Genomic DNA, 17,207 nt, shown 5'->3' on the forward strand with positions numbered 1-17,207 from the left:
TACAATTCAAAATCAAATCCAACTATTATGCTTTACAACTTAGCTGGATAAGTACATCATCTAGATTGCAATCCAACCTAGTGGAATGAGATGACCGTAAATGAAACAAACTCAATTATTAAAAGGTACCCTTGAAGGCTGTGTCCGAGCGATCATTTCTGAGCAGGATTTCTATGGCTGTCAATTGAATTGTCATTTTAACCTTGCAACAACAAAATTTTGCTTTAACAGCAACCTTTTATTGTTGGCAAAAGGCAATTTTATTCATAATTGCCCTGATTTTCTTATTTTGGATCGCACGTCCAGCCAAGAATACCATTAAATAGCAATAAAAAAAGTCCTGCCAGATTTTAGACAAGACTTTTTTTATTGCTATTTATTCTCCCGCTGTTGAATTTTTTCTAGCTGCTTAAGCTGACTTAACATCCACTGACGATAGCTTAATTTGTTCGGCATAGTTTCGGTGACCTTTAAAATCGGTACCCGATTTTTTCGAGCCTCTTTGACCAAATTCAAGACAGTTTGATCTGATGCTTGGGTATTTTGTACCAAAAAAGCCAGCTGGTGATTTTTTAAAGCAAGCTGAATTTTTTTGATTTGCGCCGGCGTTGGATCTGTTCCATTTTCAACTGCCTTAGCAAAGCCGGCATCAGCAACCTGATAGCCTAACTCATTTAACGTATAATTAAAAACCGGTTCACTGACCATAACTGATTGCTTTCGCCGGTTGGTTTTAAGCTGCGTAATCTTTTTTTGAATAATGGCCAACTTTTGCAAATAGGCAGTTGCCTTGCGTTTAAAGTATTTTTGATGTTTTGGTTGCAACTGACTATAAACTTTGACAAGTGACTTTACCAAAGCTGGCATCGTTTGCGTTCGGTACCAAAGATGCGGATTAGCCTTACCGGTCAGCTTAACAACTTTGGCCACATCGATCAGCTTAGCCTGCTGATTATTAGCAGCCAATTTGCTCATCCAAGTATCATAATTTAAGCCATTGAAAATAATCACATCTGCTTGGGCAACCTTTTTAGCAGTGTCAGTAGTCGGTTGAAAATCATGCGGATCAATACTGGCATTATTCACAATTGCTGTCACTTGGCCATAGTTGCCTAAAACAGCTTGTGCCGCTTCGCCATAAAAGCTCAACGATGTAACCACCTTAATTGACCGCTGAGTTTTATTTTGCTTAGTTTTTTGCTGGCTTGCCAAATTGCACCCAGTCAGCATTCCGACAATCAATAAACAGCTTGCTAAAAATAAGATTTTTAAGATTCTTGTTTGCCGCAAAAGTATCAATTCTCCTTAACAAAACAAAATAAACAAGTTAGTGAAACTTGAGTCGATAGACATTTTATCAATGCTTGCAGGATCGAAGCTGCTAAAACCAAAGTAACTGCCACGATTTTAATTAAATTCAAATTATTTTTAAACAACATTCGGATACTGGTTAACAAGTAGATCATAATTAGACTTAAACTAAAAATATACTGAGTTGCAGCTTCTGATGCTCAACACACAGTTTCACCAGTGATAGTCAATGATTTTGCTACAATCTTTTCCCGCTCTTCCCTTTGCCAAATAAACTTATAACAGCATAACATATATTGTAAATATCGCAAATTTGATCACAATTGTTGGCTTAATCAACCAGCCGTTTTCTTTTGAAGTTTTTGCCGCTTTTGCAATTGAATCAACCATAAATTAACCAGCATTGCCAATAAAGCAAAAACCGCACCACCTGGGCCGATGCCAGTTAGCCCAACCTTAGCGTACAATAAACTGCCAATTCCCGATCCAAGTGCAATTCCAAAATTAGCAAAAATCGAGTTAAACGAAGAAGCTAGCACCAACGACTGAGGATACTTTTCCTCTGCAACTTGTAAATAAAACATCGCACTGGGGGAATTAAGCAGGTACATTGAAACTCCTAATAACATTACCGTAAATAAGCCAAAGATGCGATTTGAAATAACAAATGACAAGCTTCCCAACAGAATAAATTGTGCTAAAAACACGATTGGCATAGTTTTTAAACCATGCTCTGCCGCAATCCGGCCACTATATAAATTGCCGATCAATGACATAAAACCATAGACAAACAGCAAGACGGTCATCGCATTATTGCTAAAACCCATCCCTTGTGAAAAAATCGGCCGCAAATAAGTATAAAAGACGTAAATTCCAGCCAAATTCAACAAAGGTAATAAAATACCAAGTTGAATCTGATGATCGAGAAAAATGGTCAACTGCTTAAAAAAGCTATTAACATGCTGCTGTCGCAAATCATAAGGTAAACAAAACATCGCCAGTAATAGAGTAACTACCGCTAAAATGCTAATAATTATAAAGACATAGCGCCAGCTGGTATAGTTGCTTAACCAAGTCCCCAACGGTACACCAAAAACCGAAGCAATACTAAATCCAGAAAAGATCCAAGCTACGATCCCAGCCCGCTTAGTCACCGGAGCCAAAAATGAAACAAACGTAATTGAAACAGAAACCAAAGTGCCTGATACAATCGCTGTCAAGATTCGGCCAGCAATCAAGAGGTAGTAATTAGTTGCTAGTGCTGTCAATAAATTACTGCAAGTAAAAATCAGCATTAACACAAAATAACTCCAATATAAACGATTATGTCCAACCGACATACTAACCAGTGGCGTCGCGATGGCATAAATAATGGCAAATATCGTAACTAGCAAACCAACTGTTGCAACCGATACATGAAAATCTGCTGCTATATTATTTAAAATTCCAACAATGATAAATTCGCTAAATCCTAGGATAAACGAAGTTAACACCAGGACAAAGCTTTGAAAATTAAGCGTCTTCAATCTCTTTCCTCCAAATACATTTCTCCAAACATTCTTATCCTACACACCAACGTTTTAAAAGGCAATCCCTCTACGCTGTTTTTTAGAACTAAAATTCACTCGATCCATTCAGTTTGAAACAAAAAAATAGCAGCCGACAGAATGGCTGTTTAATTAAATTTTCTTAATCCATTATGACTAAGCTTGGATTAGTAAGATGACAATCTTATCTTTCCCGTTGCTGGAAAAGAGCGCAAAAAAGCTACAGAAAATTATGGCTCAAGAAAAACCAAATTCCTATATGAATGAATTAGCTATCAGACTTTTGAAATTAATCCGCAGTAGCAAACTCTTAAATTACGATTAATCTTTCACTGTCCTTTAACTTGATCAACCTAGTTTGTAAAGCAATAATTATTCAAGTTTTTTGTGAACTACCATAACCAACGTTTTGATCTAGAATTTTAAACAAAATTAACTTGGTGGTGAATTTCTCAACAATGTTTCTACTAACTTTTTTTGTTTCGGCTTTAAGAAATAATTTGCTCGATAAGCTACTGAAATCAAGAAACGTGGTTGCTGATCATCAAGCAAGTCAAGTTTTGTCAGACCATCAGTCGTCGGAACGGCCAAATCCGTCAAAAAGGCAATGCCAACATTTTCTTTAACTAATGCTTTTAAAATATGAACATCATTGGTTTGATAAACAATCTTTGGCTTAAAATCGTTCTGTTCACACATTAACTTAAAAGCATTGGCGTGAACAAAGCCTTCATTTAGAGTAATAAAAGGCTGATCTTTTAATTGTTTGAAAAGAATTTGTTTTTGATTTGCTAAAGGATTTTTTGAACTGACAACGATCTTAAAAGCCGCTGATTTAAAAAGGGTCGCCTTAATTTGATGATTAGCAATTGGTGCCAAAGAACCGATCAAGGCTAAATCCAATTCACCTTTTTGCAGCAGCTGCAGCATATCCTGCGAGCCAGCTTCAAAAGTTTCTAAAGAGTCCATTAATCCTTGCTGTAACAGTTGCGGCGTTAGTGCTGGAAAGTAATAAGTTCCAATAATTGGTGGCAGACCAAACAAAATTTTTTCACTATCCGTCCGTTTAAGTTCTTTTTGAGCCAGCATCAATTCAGTTAAAATCTGTTCGATATGTTGGTCTAATTGATAACCGCCAGACGTGACCTGTAATTCATGGTGAGAGCGATCACGAACAAACAGTTTGCTGCCAAATTGGGTTTCAACCCTTTTAATAGCTAATGTAATTGCTGGTTGACTGACACCAAAATAATCAGCTGTTTGCGAGAAATTTTTGTTTTTAACTAGCTGATGAAAATATTTTAAATCTCTGATGTTCACCAAATGCCCCCCTGATTAGTCCGCTTCCACTCATATAAATAAAATTTATGATGTTACTAGCTTTTGACTATAAATTTTAACCAATGGTATACCTAACATAGCTTAATTGCAAATACTCAGGAGGTTGGCAAATTATGAAATCAGCACAAGAAATTTTGAAGAACCCTTTTTTGAATAAAGGAACCGCTTTTACCTATGAAGAAAGAAAACAGTTGCATTTAATCGGTGCTCTGCCAAGTCGGATCCAAACACTTGCCGAACAGGCAGTCCAAGCCTATGCTCAATTTCAAAGTAAAGATAAATTACTAGAAAAGCGGATTTTTTTAATGAATCTGTTTAATACTAATCGAACTTTATTTTATTATCTGATGGGCCAGCACATTGTTGAATTTATGCCAATCGTCTATGACCCGGTAGTGGCTGAATCAATTGAACAATATAATGAATTATTTTTGCAGCCGCAAGAAGCTGCTTTTATCTCAATTGATGATCCTGAGCAAGTTGAAAATGCTTTGAGGAATGCTGCCAGTGGGCGAGATATCCGTTTAGTCGTTGTGACCGATGCTGAAGGAATCCTTGGCATGGGTGACTGGGGTGTTAATGGCGTTGACATTGCAGTTGGCAAATTAATGGTTTACACCGCAGCGGCAGGAATCGATCCGGCACAAGTTTTGCCAGTGTCCATTGATGCTGGGACCAATAATCAAAAATTACTAAATGATCCGCTTTACTTAGGGAATCGCCATCAACGGATTTACGGCAAACGTTATGATCAATTGATCGACAAATTCATCGCTGCCGTCCAAAAACTCTTTCCAGAAAGCTTATTGCACTTTGAAGACTTTGGTCGCTCCAATGCTGCCAAAATTTTAGAAAAATATCAAGATCAGATCTTAACTTTTAACGATGATATTCAAGGTACTGGAATCGTTGTTTTAGCTGGTGTCTTAGGTGCCTTGAATATTTCAAAAGAAAAGATCACCGAGCAAAAATTCTTGACCTTTGGTGCTGGGACCGCAGGCGTTGGGATCGCGCAACAATTAATGGATGAATTAATGCGGCAAGGTTTAAGCGCCGCTGATGCCCGCAAGCATTTTTATCTGGTTGATAAACAAGGGCTCTTATTTGAAGACACACCGGATTTGACACCTGGTCAAAAACTCTTTGTTCGTTCACGAGATGAATTTGCCAATTCCATTGAACTAACTAACTTAGCTGCCGTCGTTAAAGCCATCCACCCAACTGTCATGATTGGTACCTCGACCCAGCCTGGAACCTTTACCGAAGCAATCGTTAAGGAGATGGCTGCTCACACCAAACGACCGGTTATCTTCCCGCTTTCAAATCCGACGCGGCTCGCCGAAGCCAAGGCTGCTGACTTGATCAAGTGGACCAACGGCCGAGCTTTAGTTGCCACTGGGATCCCAGCTGATGACGTTAACTATCAAGGCGTCACTTACCAAATCGGTCAAGCCAACAACGCTCTCGTTTATCCTGGAGTCGGTTTCGGGGCAATTGCTGCGGCGGCCAAAGTCATTAATGGTGAAACCTTGTCAGCTGCCAGCCATGCTTTAGGCGGAATCGTCGATCCAAATCAGCCCGGAGCTGCGGTTTTGCCCCCAGTTGCCAAATTGCAAGAGTTCTCACAAACGATTGCAGAGGTTGTAGCTCAAAGTGTTATCGATCAGGACTTGAGCAAGGAAAAACTGACCGACGCTAAAGCTGCAGTTGCCCAAGCAAAATGGGAACCAAAATATTAATTAAGGCTAAAGTCTATAAGGAGAATTGAAATGCACGTTTTTTTAACTTCAGTTTCAAGTGTGACCGTGATTGTTTTGATCATGGCACTCGGATATATTTTACGCAAGAAGAAATGGTTTTCTGATAGTTTCGGCAAAAATATTTCGTCATTGATCACTAAAATTGCTTTACCAGCATCGATTTTTATGGCCGTAATGAATAACTTAACGCGGGAAAAATTATTAGGTTTATCAACCGGCATTATTTTCCCAATTTTAGGAGTCGTGATCGGCTATCTAATCGCCTGGCTAACAGTCAAGATTTTAAAGATTCGTCCTGGTCGCCGAGGGATCTTTATGAATGGGGTAGTCAATGCTAATACGATTTTTATCGGAATGCCATTAAACCAAGCACTATTTGGCGATCGGGCTACGACGTATTTTCTGATTTATTACATTGTAAACACTGTTTCAACCTGGGCTTTTGGCGTCTTTTTAATTTCAAATGATGATCCAACCAATTTGCAAGCACCTAAAAATCAGCCGATAAATTGGAAAAAGCTCTTACCAATGCCACTAGTCGGTTTCCTGCTGGCAATTGTCTGGATGCTTTTGAAATTACCGGTACCCAACTTTGCTGGCGAAACTCTCAGTTACGTTGGCGCGTTAGTTACACCTTTGTCTTTAATTTATATTGGGATCGTCTTAGCTGATGCTGGTTTGAACAATATGAAACTGGATCGCGATTCAACCCTTGCCCTGTTGGGGAGATTTGTCTTGTCACCGGTTGTTTTGATCATTCTCATTAAAATTGGAGCAGCCAGTGGCATTGAACTGCCAACTTTAATGAGTCAAACTTTAGTTGTCCAATCAGCGACACCCATGCTGGCAGTCTTGCCAATCTTAGCGAATGAAGCTCATGGCGATGTCAACTATGCCACCAATATTGTGACAATCAGCACCGTTGCCTTTATTATCGTCGTTCCAGTCTTGATGGGAATTTTACAATTTATTTAATTTTTAGCAATCAGTCGTTTGCTAAATGCAGCTGCTAACAAAAACGAGTAACTTTAAAGCGGACCCGCCGAAGTTGATTTGGCCAGCCATACTTTAGTTACTCGTTTTTATTTATTTTGCTAACAAAACCTCGCTTAAAGCTGCCAGCAAATCAGCTGGTGCTAAACTTATCAAGGTCGCTGATAAATTTTTAGTTGGCAAGGTTGGGATCATTTTCCATAAAACTGCCTTTAAATCAAAACTGATCTTGGACTGCTGAATGATTTCAAACATCCTTTGTTGCCAATTAAACACTTGCGGCTGGCAAGGACCAAAGTACAGGCGATAAGTTTTACCAGGCTGAACGTTTTTTAAAATGTACGTCGTTTGAGCTGCTTTTAAGTTAACTAATTTAATTTCCAAGCAGCGCTGCAACGGAATAATTTGCTGTGGATCTTTGATCTGAATCGTCAATTTACCACTTAGCTGATCCCAATCAAAAATTGTTTGCGCAATTTTCTGCTGTTGATGTTCTCCTAAAATATAATGGTTAATTTCCCCGGGGAATAATTCAACCACCAAGTTTTCTGGTAACTGGTCAGCTGCTTTTAGAAAATCAGGCTGTGTGACAATAATTCCGCCGCTCTTAATCAGAATCGGATATTCATCCAGCCGGCGGTTCAAGGTGACGATCCCTGGTCCCTGATAACTTTGCCCAGTTAGCCAATCTGTCCAAACTCCTGACGGCAAGTAAGCTTTCACCATCCCTAGCCCCGTTATTGGACTGCTTGGCTGAGTGATTGGCATAATCAACATTTCTGAGCCAAAAAAATATTCATTTTTGAAATGATAAGCGAGTTCCTGTTCCGGCTCTCGATAATAAAGCGGTTGAACTAAAGGGATCCCCTTTTGATGGGTGGCAATATTGGCTGCTTCTAAGTATGGCAGCAGTTTAGCACGCAGCTGCAAGAACTTGATCATTGCTTGTTGAATTGTTAGCTCATAATTCCACGGTTCTTTACTCATGAATGGATTGTCAGTACTATGCAAACGCAAAATTGGACTAAAGACCCCCAGCTGAAGCCATCTTAGTGATAATTCTGGATCATATTGACCGTGCATGTGACCGCCAATATCATGACTCCACCAAGTATAGCCGATGTTGCTGGCAGTTGCAGTAAAAAATGGTTGAAAGGCCAAAGACTGCCAGCTTGCCACCGTATCGCCCGAAAAACCAATTGGATAACGATGGCTGCCTGGACCAGCATAGCGCGACAAAATCAGCGCATCAGACTTCTTTTGTCGTACCTGATCGCGATAATGCAGATCATTCAAAAGCCACAGCGGATCAGGCTGATCTTTGGCTAAAGCAGTTCCTTGCTGCCAATCGATCCACCAAAAATCCACTCCCTGCTGCTCTAACGGATGCAAAATGGTTTCAAAATAAGCATGCACAAACCTCGGATCAGTTAAATTAAAACAGATTGTTTGCTGGCTTTGAGGATCAACGCCATTTTCTCTAGCAAATTGCGGATATTGGGCTTCTGAAGGCCGAATACCAGCAGCCGGATGCAAATTCAAAGTCACATGTTTGCCTTGCGCATGCAATTGTGACAACATTTTTTCAGGATCACGAAAAAGCTGCTTGTTCCAGGTAAAACCCGTCCAGCCACTGCCATATTTGGCCGGGATCCTAGTCGTATGCCAATTCATATCTAAGACCGCCACTGCCAGTGGAATCTGTTTGGCCCGAAATTTATCCATTAGCTTTAAATATTCAACTTGTGTATACGAGTAATAACGACTCCACCAATTACCCAACGCATAGCGTGGAATTAATGGCGGAAAGCCCGTCAGCTGAAAGTAGTCATTCAATGCTGCCAAATAATCATGACCATAAATAAATAAGTATTGGTCGGTTTCCCAAGCTTTTCTGGCAATTAGCTGACCATTATGCTGCAATAAACTAGCTGCATCATCCAAAACCGCCAAGCCATTTTTGGATAAAATTCCTTGACCAACTGGCACTGCTCCATCAGCATTGTCAAGGGTCCGGACAGTAGCACCAAGATTTTCTGGATCAGAATCGCCAAAATGCCAGCGACTAAAATGTGTCTGATAATTATATTTTGTATCAATAAATAAATTGACCCCGTTGAACTCTCCACCTCGATAATAAAGGTGAAAAGCCGCCGTTTCAATTTGCAAGGCAAAGCCGGCTTGATTAGTCGTTACCTGCCATTCAGGCTGGGCAAAATCACGGTTGATCACCGTCTGCGTCATGTCATCCGTGAACTGACCCTCGGCTTGATATTCGATTCTTAACAAACAATCCGTCAATAAAGTAAAGCGAAAATTTTTCCCAGTAATTTGTTTAGTCATTTTTTCCTCCCTAATTTTTCTCAGTTTTCAAAATTAAACAGCTTGTGACTTGAATCACGATTACGAGCTGTGTTAAATTTTAGTTGAAGTTATTTAAAAGAATTAAAAGCTGATAAAGATTCTATCTAAAACCAGGAGGACTTTTAATGGCAATTAAAATTAATCAAGCTCAAGATGTTTGGAAAGACGTCGGTCAACAAGTTCAGTTTACAGTTTTGCAGCTCAAACGACAAGATCCAGCAAAAGAACGCCAAATAATTCGTGAGTTCGCTGATCGCTACCAAGCCATCATTCGTTCATTGCGGATCAGATCAGCTGATTTGAACCAGCAATCCAGTTTAAAGGTTACTTTTGGCTTCAGCTTTCAAGCATGGACTTATCTCTTCCCAAATGCTGCTCGACCAAAAGAACTTGAAACTTATCAGACGCTTACCAGTGATCGCTTTACGATGCCTGCTACTGATGGTGATTTGTTTTTCCATATTCGAGCCGACAACGAAGCCATCGTCTACGAAGCTCAAAGTCAATTTCGTCATTTTCTCAAGGAAATTACCACTGTCGTCGATGAAACTAAGGGCTTTCGCTATTTTGAAGGCCGAGCAATCATTGGTTTCATCGATGGTACTGAAGCTCCCGAAGCTAAAGATGCTGCCGAATACGCTTTAATTGGCGATGAGGATCCAACTTTTGTGAATGGTTCCTATGCTTTTGCCCAAAAATGGCTACATAATATGGAATTCTGGGATCATTTAAAAACCGAACAGCAAGAAAAAGGGATCGGTCGAAAAAAGTTTAGCGATTATGAACTTGATGAAGAAGATAAATATCACAACGCTCATAATATCAGCTCTAAAATTGAAATCAATGGGCAGGAACAAAAAATTGTCCGCATGAACGTACCTTTTTCTGACCCAGCAGCTGGAAAAACTGGTACCTATTTCATCGGTTACGCTCGCCACTGGAAGGTTACCAAAATGATGTTAGAACAAATGCTAACTACTAAAGATTTTTTGTTGAGTTTCTCAACAATTATTAGTGGACAATTATTCTTTATCCCTTCCTATAATCTTTTAAATCAAATTTCTAGTGGTGAATTCAAATAAACTCCAGCTTTAATCAGCTAAGACTTGCTTTAAGGCCATACCGGTCCGTGATTGCGGTTGTTTCAAGGAAGCTTGCGGAATTCCGGCAAAACAGATTTGCCCACCGTATTGGCCAGCAGCTGGACCTAAATCGATCAAATAATCTGCTTGGGCAATCACTCGCAAATTATGTTCGATCAAAATCAAAGTGTTTCCTTGATCGACAAGTTGATTGAACAGCTTCAACAATTGATCTGTGTCGGCCAAATGCAATCCCGTTGTTGGCTCGTCAAGAAAGTAGAATTCCCCTTGATGGTTTAACTCTAAAGCTAAACGGATTCGCTGTAACTCTCCACCCGACAAAGTTGTCATCGACTGACTCAAGGTTAAGTAGCCTAATCCGACTTGCGCTAGAAACTGTAATTTTTGACTGATCTTTGGCTGATCAGAAAAAAAATTTAAAGCAGCCTTAACTGGCAATGATAAGACTTGATCAATGTCTTTTCCATGGTAACGATAAGTTAAAGTTTTTTGACAGTAACGTTTACCGTGACAAAGTTCACAAGGTTGTACCACCGGATCCATAAAAGCCATATTGGTGATCGTAACTCCCTTACCTTTGCAGCGTGGACAAGCACCGCGACCGTTATAGCTGAAAAGCTGAGTGGAAACCTGGTTGGCTTTGGCAAATAATTTGCGGATTGGATCCAAAATCTGCAGGTAAGTAGCTGGCGTTGAACGAATATTGACACTGGCTGTTTCTTGGGTCAAGTCAACATAATCCGTTGTTAATCGCTGCTTAATTGCCGTAACCAAAGTACTTTTACCAGAACCGGCTGGACCAGAAATAACGGTTAAAACGCCGATCGGAAGCTTAACACTAACATTCTTCAAATTATGCTGCTGAGCTTTTTCAACTGACAGCCAGCTCGTTGGTTGCCGAACCGGTTTAAACTGCAACGGTTGGCGCAACATTTGTCCGGTGATCGTCGCAGATTGCAGCAACTGGTGATAAGTGCCGGTAAAAGTGACCCGACCACCTGAGTTTCCAGCTTGTGGACCGATTTCAACGATCCAATCGGCCATTGAAATGATAGCTGGATTGTGATCAACTAAAATAATCGTATTGCCTTGATTTTTTAACCGAATCAAGGCTTTTTTGATCAATTGAATATCATGAGGATGCAGCCCCACACTAGGTTCATCTAAAATATAGACCAAATCCGACAACGAACTTGTTAAATACTTTGCAATTTTTATTCGCTGAGTCTCTCCGCCAGATAAAGTATCAGTACTGCGATCAAGTGATAAATAACCTAAACCAATATCAATCAATGCTTGAATCTTAGTCAATAATTCGCGAATCACTGAGGTGGCTAGAGGATCCGTAATACCTCGCAAAAACTTAGTAATTTTAATTAAATCTAAGCCGCTGACTTGTGCAATATTCATGCCATTGATCTCATTAGTTAAAACTTTAGCTTGAAGTTTCGTACCATGACATAGTGGACAAACCTTTCTTTGAACAACAGCCTGAATTGCGGCTTGATGATGTTTGCCCTCAGCGCTATGGACGATTGAGCGCATAATTCGCGGAACTAATCCTTCATAAAGCTGAGTTTTTCCCCACCATTGCGGCGGATTTCTTAATTTTTGCTGCGGCGCATGCATTAATAATTCGTACTCGTGTGCTGAATAATCCTGAATTTTTTTATCTGGATCAAACAAACCCGTTTTAGCATAGCGTTTCCAGCGCCACGTTCCAGGTCCAAAACTGACAAAGGTGATTGCTCCTTCGTTTAATGATTTTTTTCGATCAATAAGCCGGTCCTCAGCTAATTGATCAACATACCCCAGTCCTTGACATTTAGGACACATTCCTTGCGGTAAATTAAAGGAAAAACTGTCAGAGTAACCGATCCATGGCTGACCGATGCGTGAAAACAACAATCTTAACAGCGAATAAATTCCAGTATAAGTTGCTAAAGTTGAACGGGCGTTTTTACCGATCGGCTTTTGCTCAACAACAATGGCAACTGGTAAATGTTCGATTTTTTCAACATGCGGCTGGCCAAATTTTGGTAAGTATTGCTGGGTAAAACTTGGAAAAGTCTCATTCAATTCCCGCCGCGAAGTTGCTGCTAAGGTATCAAAAACTAGCGAAGATTTACCTGCTCCAGATAAGCCGGTAAAAACAGTAGTCCGGTACTTTGGAATTTTTAAATCCACATGCTGCAAATTATTTTGAGTGGCATCTTTGATCGCAATAAAGCCCTGTGAAAAAGTTTTATCCATCGCTTATTCTCTCCCTGCTGATTTTTGAGCTAATAATAATAGTTTTTGCCGTAATGCTGGATCAACCGCGTAAATTCCTAAACCATAACGACCGCGTTTCAATAAAATATTGACAACATTTTTCAATAGTTTAATTTGCGCCGCTCTTTCATTTGGCAGATCGGCCTGATGCCGCTTTTGTAATGCTGTTTGATCTTCAAATTTTTCGGGATGAAAAACCACTTGATCTGTTTTGGACTCATAAGTGACACTTGGTCCTAAGACCACCCCAGCGTAATTCAAGTCAAAACCCTGAATTGTATAAATCGAACCAACTTCATTGATTGTTTCCGGCTGGCTAGCCCAAGGCCGATCTTGATAATTGAAGCGATCCCACGGCAGTTTGAGTGATCCAGCTGTTACATACCATGGTTCGCGACTAAAGACTCGAAATGGAAAATCTGTCGTTGCCAATATTCTTGACAAACCGCTAATTTGATCATGCGCTTTGACCCAGTCAAACAGCGGCTGACCATCAGCAAAAATTCTTAGTTCATAATCAGTGGCTGCTGGTAATGGTTCTAATTTGCCGACGATCAGGGAATTGATCCAATCAGCCAGCTTTTCGTCTTGGATTCTTAATTGCTGATCTAAGTCAGCAGTTGCCACTGGATGGCCCGCTAAATGCTGCTGTAATAATGACTTGGACCAATAGCTTTTAAGCTTGACGACCTGATTGAAATCAGCGACTATCACCAAAACATGCGTTAGTTTCATGATTTCATCTAACTGATTAGCTGCCTTAAAATGATTGAAGGGATCAGCTTGACTCAATAGCAACTGAGCTTCATCCACAAAGACAATATCCGCCAGCTGGTGTCGCTTATTCATTCGGTTAATAAAAGGGGTCGGCTTCTCAAAACTTTTCTTTTTCAGATAGTTGGTCTGACCGGCTATTTCCCAATAGATTTTCAACATTTCATTATGATTGACCAGTAAATGATTATCGGTCTGATAAAAAACCGAGCCTCGGCTTTGCGATTTTTTCTGCAGTTCATTGAACACCGCACTCAAAACAACGCTTTTCCCAGAACCAGCATCACCACTTAAAACAAAAACAGCCGTGGTTTTGGCATGCAGCTGTTGACTGGCAAACTTCAAAATCTGCTGCCTAGTTTGTTGCTGCTTGGTAGTCAGCTGAGCCTCTTTAGGTAAAATAAAGGTTGATTCAGTTAATGACAAAGTTTGATCTTCTTTCTAATGATTTATACTTTTATGATAACATGCTCGCTTGCAGATAAAAATTCATGTCCCGCTTTTAAAGAAAATTTTCACCAGTCTTACATCTGGTCGGTTTAATTTTAAAATCCCCAAAACACCCAAAATCAAAATGGGTTTCTGACCAAAAAGAAGAAAATCTAATTAGGCAACTCAGCTTCAAATGATAACTAACGATAACTAACAGATCGGTCAACCCTAAAATAGCTTTCGGCGATTTTTCTCCTTGTTTTTCTGCTAAACATTTTTTAATCTTATTATTTTTAATTAAATTCAGGATTAAAAAGCTTAAAAAAAACAAGCAAGGAATCATTGCTTGTTTGCTAAACTTTTAGAGCCGCTTTAAAAATATCTAAAAGTCCTTGCTAGTTTTAGTTTTGCAAATACTTAAATGCTTGTTGTCCAGCTTGACGACCAAAAACGACCGTTTCAGCAATTGAATTACCACCAATCCGATTATTTCCATGCAGACCGCCAGCAACTTCACCACCGGCAAATAACCCTTTGATCGGCTGGCCCTGTTGATTGAGCACTTGAGTTTGATAATTGATTTTAACTCCTCCCATTGTATAGTGAACAGCTGGCGCAATGTGAATCGCAAAATACGGTGCCTGAGTAATTCCACGATCCATTCCAGTCGAACGGGAAAATTTGGGATCTGCTTGCTGAATAACAGCTTGATTCCAAGCCGCCAGCGTAGTAGTCAAATTGACCGCCGGAACTTTAATTTTATCAGCTAAATCGTTCAAATCTTGACCATGGATCACCAAACCAATATAGTCATAAAAGTCAATTGCTTTAGCGTGCTGCCGGATTCCACCATCAAATATCAGATAAGCAGCTTTTTCAGGCAACTGGTCAATTGCCGCTGTCACGTTTTTACGGGTATCTAACTCATTGACAAAACGCTGGCCTTGCTGGTCAACTAAAATTGCCCCTTCACCGCGAACAGCTTCACCAATCAAATAGGCATGATCAGTATCCTGCTGGACAGTTGGATGAACTTGAATCTGATCTAAATCAACGAAAGCTGCTCCAACTTCCTTAGCTAATTTTAAGCCATCTCCAGTCGCTCCCGCTTGATTAGTTGTTTGATAGTCTGCCAGATCTGGGCGGACTTGCTTGATCAATTCCCGATTGGCTCCAAAACCGCCAGTTGCCAGAATAACTGTTCGAGCAGCCAGTTTTTGACTTGTTCCATCAGGCAGCTTAAGTTTCACCCCACAAATCTGAGTTGATTGATCTTGCAATAAGTGTTCCACTTGAACGCCTGTAAAAACTGGAACTTGCCGTTTTTCAATTTGCTTCAAGAGGTTAGTAACCAAAAATCCGCCAATTGGTGCTGTACTGCTTGGGCGATGAGTTCGTTTGATCTTCATACCACCAGTGATCGTCACGTCATCTAAAATAATTCCATGGTCAGCTAGCCAATCAATCGCTAAGGCTGCATGTGAAGTGAAATAATCCAGTAGCTGCGGATCATTTCTTTGACCTCCACCTAAAAAAGTATCTTGGTAAAATTCCTGATAGCTATCAATGATCCCATGTTCCAACTGGACATTGGTCTCAGCCGCATTCATCCCTGATGATGCTCGGTTGGTATTGCCACCTAATTTTGCCATTTTTTCAAAAACTGCTACCTGTAAGCCAAGTTCACTGGCCTGCAATGCAGCTGTAAGTCCCATTCCTCCCGAACCAACGACGATCAAATCATAACTAGCTTTTAACTCAGCCAAATCCATTGGTTGAAAAACATATTTTGTACCCATTATAAATTCCCCTTTTCCTGAATATTGGTCATTTTTAACGGATCGACCCATCGATCAAATTGCTCAGCGGTAACTTTGCCCGACTTTAAGGCTGCCTGTCGCAAGGTTAACTGCTTTTGATCAGCCAACTGGGCAATTTGGGCGCTGTCATGGTAACCAATGTGCGGGGATAAGGCAGTAACCGTCATCAATGAATTATCAACCAATTCTTCCATCCGCTGAGCATTAACTGTCAAACCATGGATCATTTTATCAGCAAAGCCTTTGATCGTTCCGGTTAATAATTCGGCTGACTCTAAAAAAGCATCAATTAAAACCGGTTTATAAACATTCATTTCAAAATTCCCCTGTGAAGCAGCCAAATCCACCACGACATCATTGCCGATTACACGAACTGCCGCCATTGTCAAGGCTTCGGCCTGCGTTGGATTGACCTTGCCAGGCATGATCGATGAACCGGGTTCGTTTGCCGGAATATTTAATTCATCATAGCCAGCACGTGGGCCACTGGCTAAGAAACGCACATCATTCGCAATTTTCATTAAATCAGCTGCTAGCGTCTTGAAACTGCCATGAACGATATTTAAACCAGAATGAGCTGCTAAACCGTAAAATTTATTAGTCTCAGCCGTAAAGTTTAATTGATAAATCTGACTTAATTTTTTAGCGACCCCGGCAGCAAAACCAGGCACTGCGTTCAAGCCAGTTCCAACTGCCGTCCCACCAATTGCTAATTCCAGTAAAGTTGGAGCCAACTGGTGCAAATAATTTAAATCATGTTCCAACATACTGACCCAACCGCTGACTTCTTGACCAAAAGTCAATGGCGTAGCATCTTGCAAATGCGTGCGGCCAATTTTGACAACTTGCCAATACTTAGCTTGTTTGATTTTCAGTTCATCAATTAAATGTTTTAGTTCGGTCACTAACTTTTGGGTCGCTAAAACTGCCGTAATATTCATTGCCGTTGGAAAAACGTCATTCGAGCTTTGACCACAATTGACATCATCATTGGGTAAAATAACAATCTTTGGGTCAAGCAGGGCGGCTTGATGAGCAATAACTTCATTGACATTCATATTTGTCTGAGTTCCTGAACCAGTCTGATAAACATGTAAAGGAAAATCCTGCTGCAACTTTTCAGCAGGTAAATTTAATAGCTGATCAACCGCTTGAATGATCAATTTACCTTTAGCCTGTTCCAAATTCTTAAGTTGACAATTGACTTGAGCAGCTGCTTTTTTAATCTGCAGTAATACCTTGATCAAGGCTAACGGCATTGTTTTGCCGGTTGGAAAGTTTTGGCGACTTCGCTCAGTTTGTGGTCCCCATAATGCTTGAGTCGGAATTTGTACTTCACCTAATGTATCAGCTTCAATTCGAAATTCATTTGCTGTCATCAAACTGCCTCCTAAAAGCTATTTAATCAAATTTAACCTTCTTTTTACCTGCAATCATACTATCGTTGTTCTCCTTTCGTCAATCAGCTTTTTGCTTAATTCAAATATT

Annotated in this window: 12 protein-coding genes; 4 read left to right on the top strand and 8 right to left on the bottom strand. The window is 40.1% G+C overall.

Annotated elements, in window-relative coordinates:
- Positions 1–100: 100 nt before the first annotated feature.
- The gene (locus tag KH893_RS01935; protein ID WP_281164482.1) at positions 101–322 is read left to right on the top strand and encodes a hypothetical protein; all 222 of its coding nucleotides are present in this window, start codon (positions 101–103) and stop codon (positions 320–322) included.
- Positions 323–372: 50 nt separating this feature from the next.
- Here the strand turns inward: KH893_RS01935 and KH893_RS01940 are convergent, their stop codons facing one another.
- The 3 genes from KH893_RS01940 to KH893_RS01950 all read right to left on the bottom strand — a co-directional run bounded on the left by KH893_RS01940 (position 373) and on the right by KH893_RS01950 (position 4,178).
- Entirely contained in the window at positions 373–1,290 is a 918-nt protein-coding gene (locus KH893_RS01940) for a metal ABC transporter solute-binding protein, Zn/Mn family (RefSeq protein ID WP_281164483.1), read from the bottom strand.
- A gap of 356 nt (positions 1,291–1,646) precedes the next feature.
- A complete protein-coding gene (locus KH893_RS01945) occupies positions 1,647–2,837 on the bottom strand; it encodes an MFS transporter (RefSeq protein ID WP_281164484.1) in 1,191 nt (396 codons plus the stop codon).
- 453 nt (positions 2,838–3,290) lie between these two features.
- Positions 3,291–4,178 (bottom strand): LysR family transcriptional regulator, encoded by an 888-nt coding sequence (locus tag KH893_RS01950; RefSeq protein WP_281164485.1) that lies wholly within the window; start codon positions 4,176–4,178, stop codon positions 3,291–3,293.
- Between the two features lie 134 nt (positions 4,179–4,312).
- Here KH893_RS01950 and KH893_RS01955 point away from each other — a divergent pair, with 134 nt between their 5' ends.
- Complete coding sequence (locus KH893_RS01955; RefSeq protein ID WP_281164486.1) at positions 4,313–5,938, top strand: malolactic enzyme; 1,626 nt, start codon at positions 4,313–4,315, stop codon at positions 5,936–5,938.
- Between the two features lie 30 nt (positions 5,939–5,968).
- Entirely contained in the window at positions 5,969–6,934 is a 966-nt protein-coding gene (locus KH893_RS01960; protein ID WP_281164487.1) for an AEC family transporter, read from the top strand.
- A 111-nt stretch (positions 6,935–7,045) separates the two neighbouring features.
- Here the strand turns inward: KH893_RS01960 and KH893_RS01965 are convergent, their stop codons facing one another.
- Positions 7,046–9,295 carry a glycoside hydrolase family 31 protein gene (locus KH893_RS01965; protein ID WP_281164488.1) on the bottom strand — a complete coding sequence of 750 codons (2,250 nt, stop codon included), beginning with the start codon at positions 9,293–9,295 and terminating at the stop codon, positions 7,046–7,048.
- A 146-nt stretch (positions 9,296–9,441) separates the two neighbouring features.
- Between KH893_RS01965 and KH893_RS01970 the strand changes: the two genes are divergently transcribed.
- Complete coding sequence (locus KH893_RS01970) at positions 9,442–10,398, top strand: Dyp-type peroxidase (RefSeq protein WP_281164489.1); 957 nt, start codon at positions 9,442–9,444, stop codon at positions 10,396–10,398.
- Positions 10,399–10,407: 9 nt separating this feature from the next.
- Here the strand turns inward: KH893_RS01970 and KH893_RS01975 are convergent, their stop codons facing one another.
- The 4 genes from KH893_RS01975 to KH893_RS01990 form a co-directional block, all read right to left on the bottom strand.
- Positions 10,408–12,672, bottom strand: coding sequence for an ATP-binding cassette domain-containing protein (locus tag KH893_RS01975; RefSeq protein ID WP_281164490.1), 2,265 nt, complete (start codon positions 12,670–12,672; stop codon positions 10,408–10,410).
- A gap of 3 nt (positions 12,673–12,675) precedes the next feature.
- Positions 12,676–13,893 carry a DUF2075 domain-containing protein gene (locus tag KH893_RS01980; protein WP_281164491.1) on the bottom strand — a complete coding sequence of 406 codons (1,218 nt, stop codon included), beginning with the start codon at positions 13,891–13,893 and terminating at the stop codon, positions 12,676–12,678.
- A 407-nt stretch (positions 13,894–14,300) separates the two neighbouring features.
- Entirely contained in the window at positions 14,301–15,698 is a 1,398-nt protein-coding gene (locus KH893_RS01985) for a flavocytochrome c (protein WP_281164492.1), read from the bottom strand.
- Positions 15,698–17,098, bottom strand: a complete 1,401-nt coding sequence (locus KH893_RS01990; protein WP_281164493.1) for a class II fumarate hydratase — start codon at positions 17,096–17,098, stop codon at positions 15,698–15,700. The genes KH893_RS01985 and KH893_RS01990 overlap by 1 nt, the downstream gene beginning before the upstream one ends.
- Between the last annotated feature and the right edge of the window lie 109 nt (positions 17,099–17,207).

Origin of the sequence: Liquorilactobacillus sicerae (assembly GCF_029916425.1) — a bacterium.
GTDB classification, from domain to species: domain Bacteria; phylum Bacillota; class Bacilli; order Lactobacillales; family Lactobacillaceae; genus Liquorilactobacillus; species Liquorilactobacillus sicerae.

Coding starts and splice junctions, on each gene's coding strand:
- KH893_RS01935 (WP_281164482.1), top strand. CDS start 101: ATGAAACAAACTCAATTATTAAAAGGTACCCTTGAAGGCTGTGTCCGA.
- KH893_RS01955 (WP_281164486.1), top strand. CDS start 4,313: ATGAAATCAGCACAAGAAATTTTGAAGAACCCTTTTTTGAATAAAGGA.
- KH893_RS01960 (WP_281164487.1), top strand. CDS start 5,969: ATGCACGTTTTTTTAACTTCAGTTTCAAGTGTGACCGTGATTGTTTTG.
- KH893_RS01965 (WP_281164488.1), bottom strand. CDS start 9,295: ATGACTAAACAAATTACTGGGAAAAATTTTCGCTTTACTTTATTGACG.
- KH893_RS01970 (WP_281164489.1), top strand. CDS start 9,442: ATGGCAATTAAAATTAATCAAGCTCAAGATGTTTGGAAAGACGTCGGT.
- KH893_RS01975 (WP_281164490.1), bottom strand. CDS start 12,672: ATGGATAAAACTTTTTCACAGGGCTTTATTGCGATCAAAGATGCCACT.
- KH893_RS01985 (WP_281164492.1), bottom strand. CDS start 15,698: ATGGGTACAAAATATGTTTTTCAACCAATGGATTTGGCTGAGTTAAAA.
- KH893_RS01990 (WP_281164493.1), bottom strand. CDS start 17,098: ATGACAGCAAATGAATTTCGAATTGAAGCTGATACATTAGGTGAAGTA.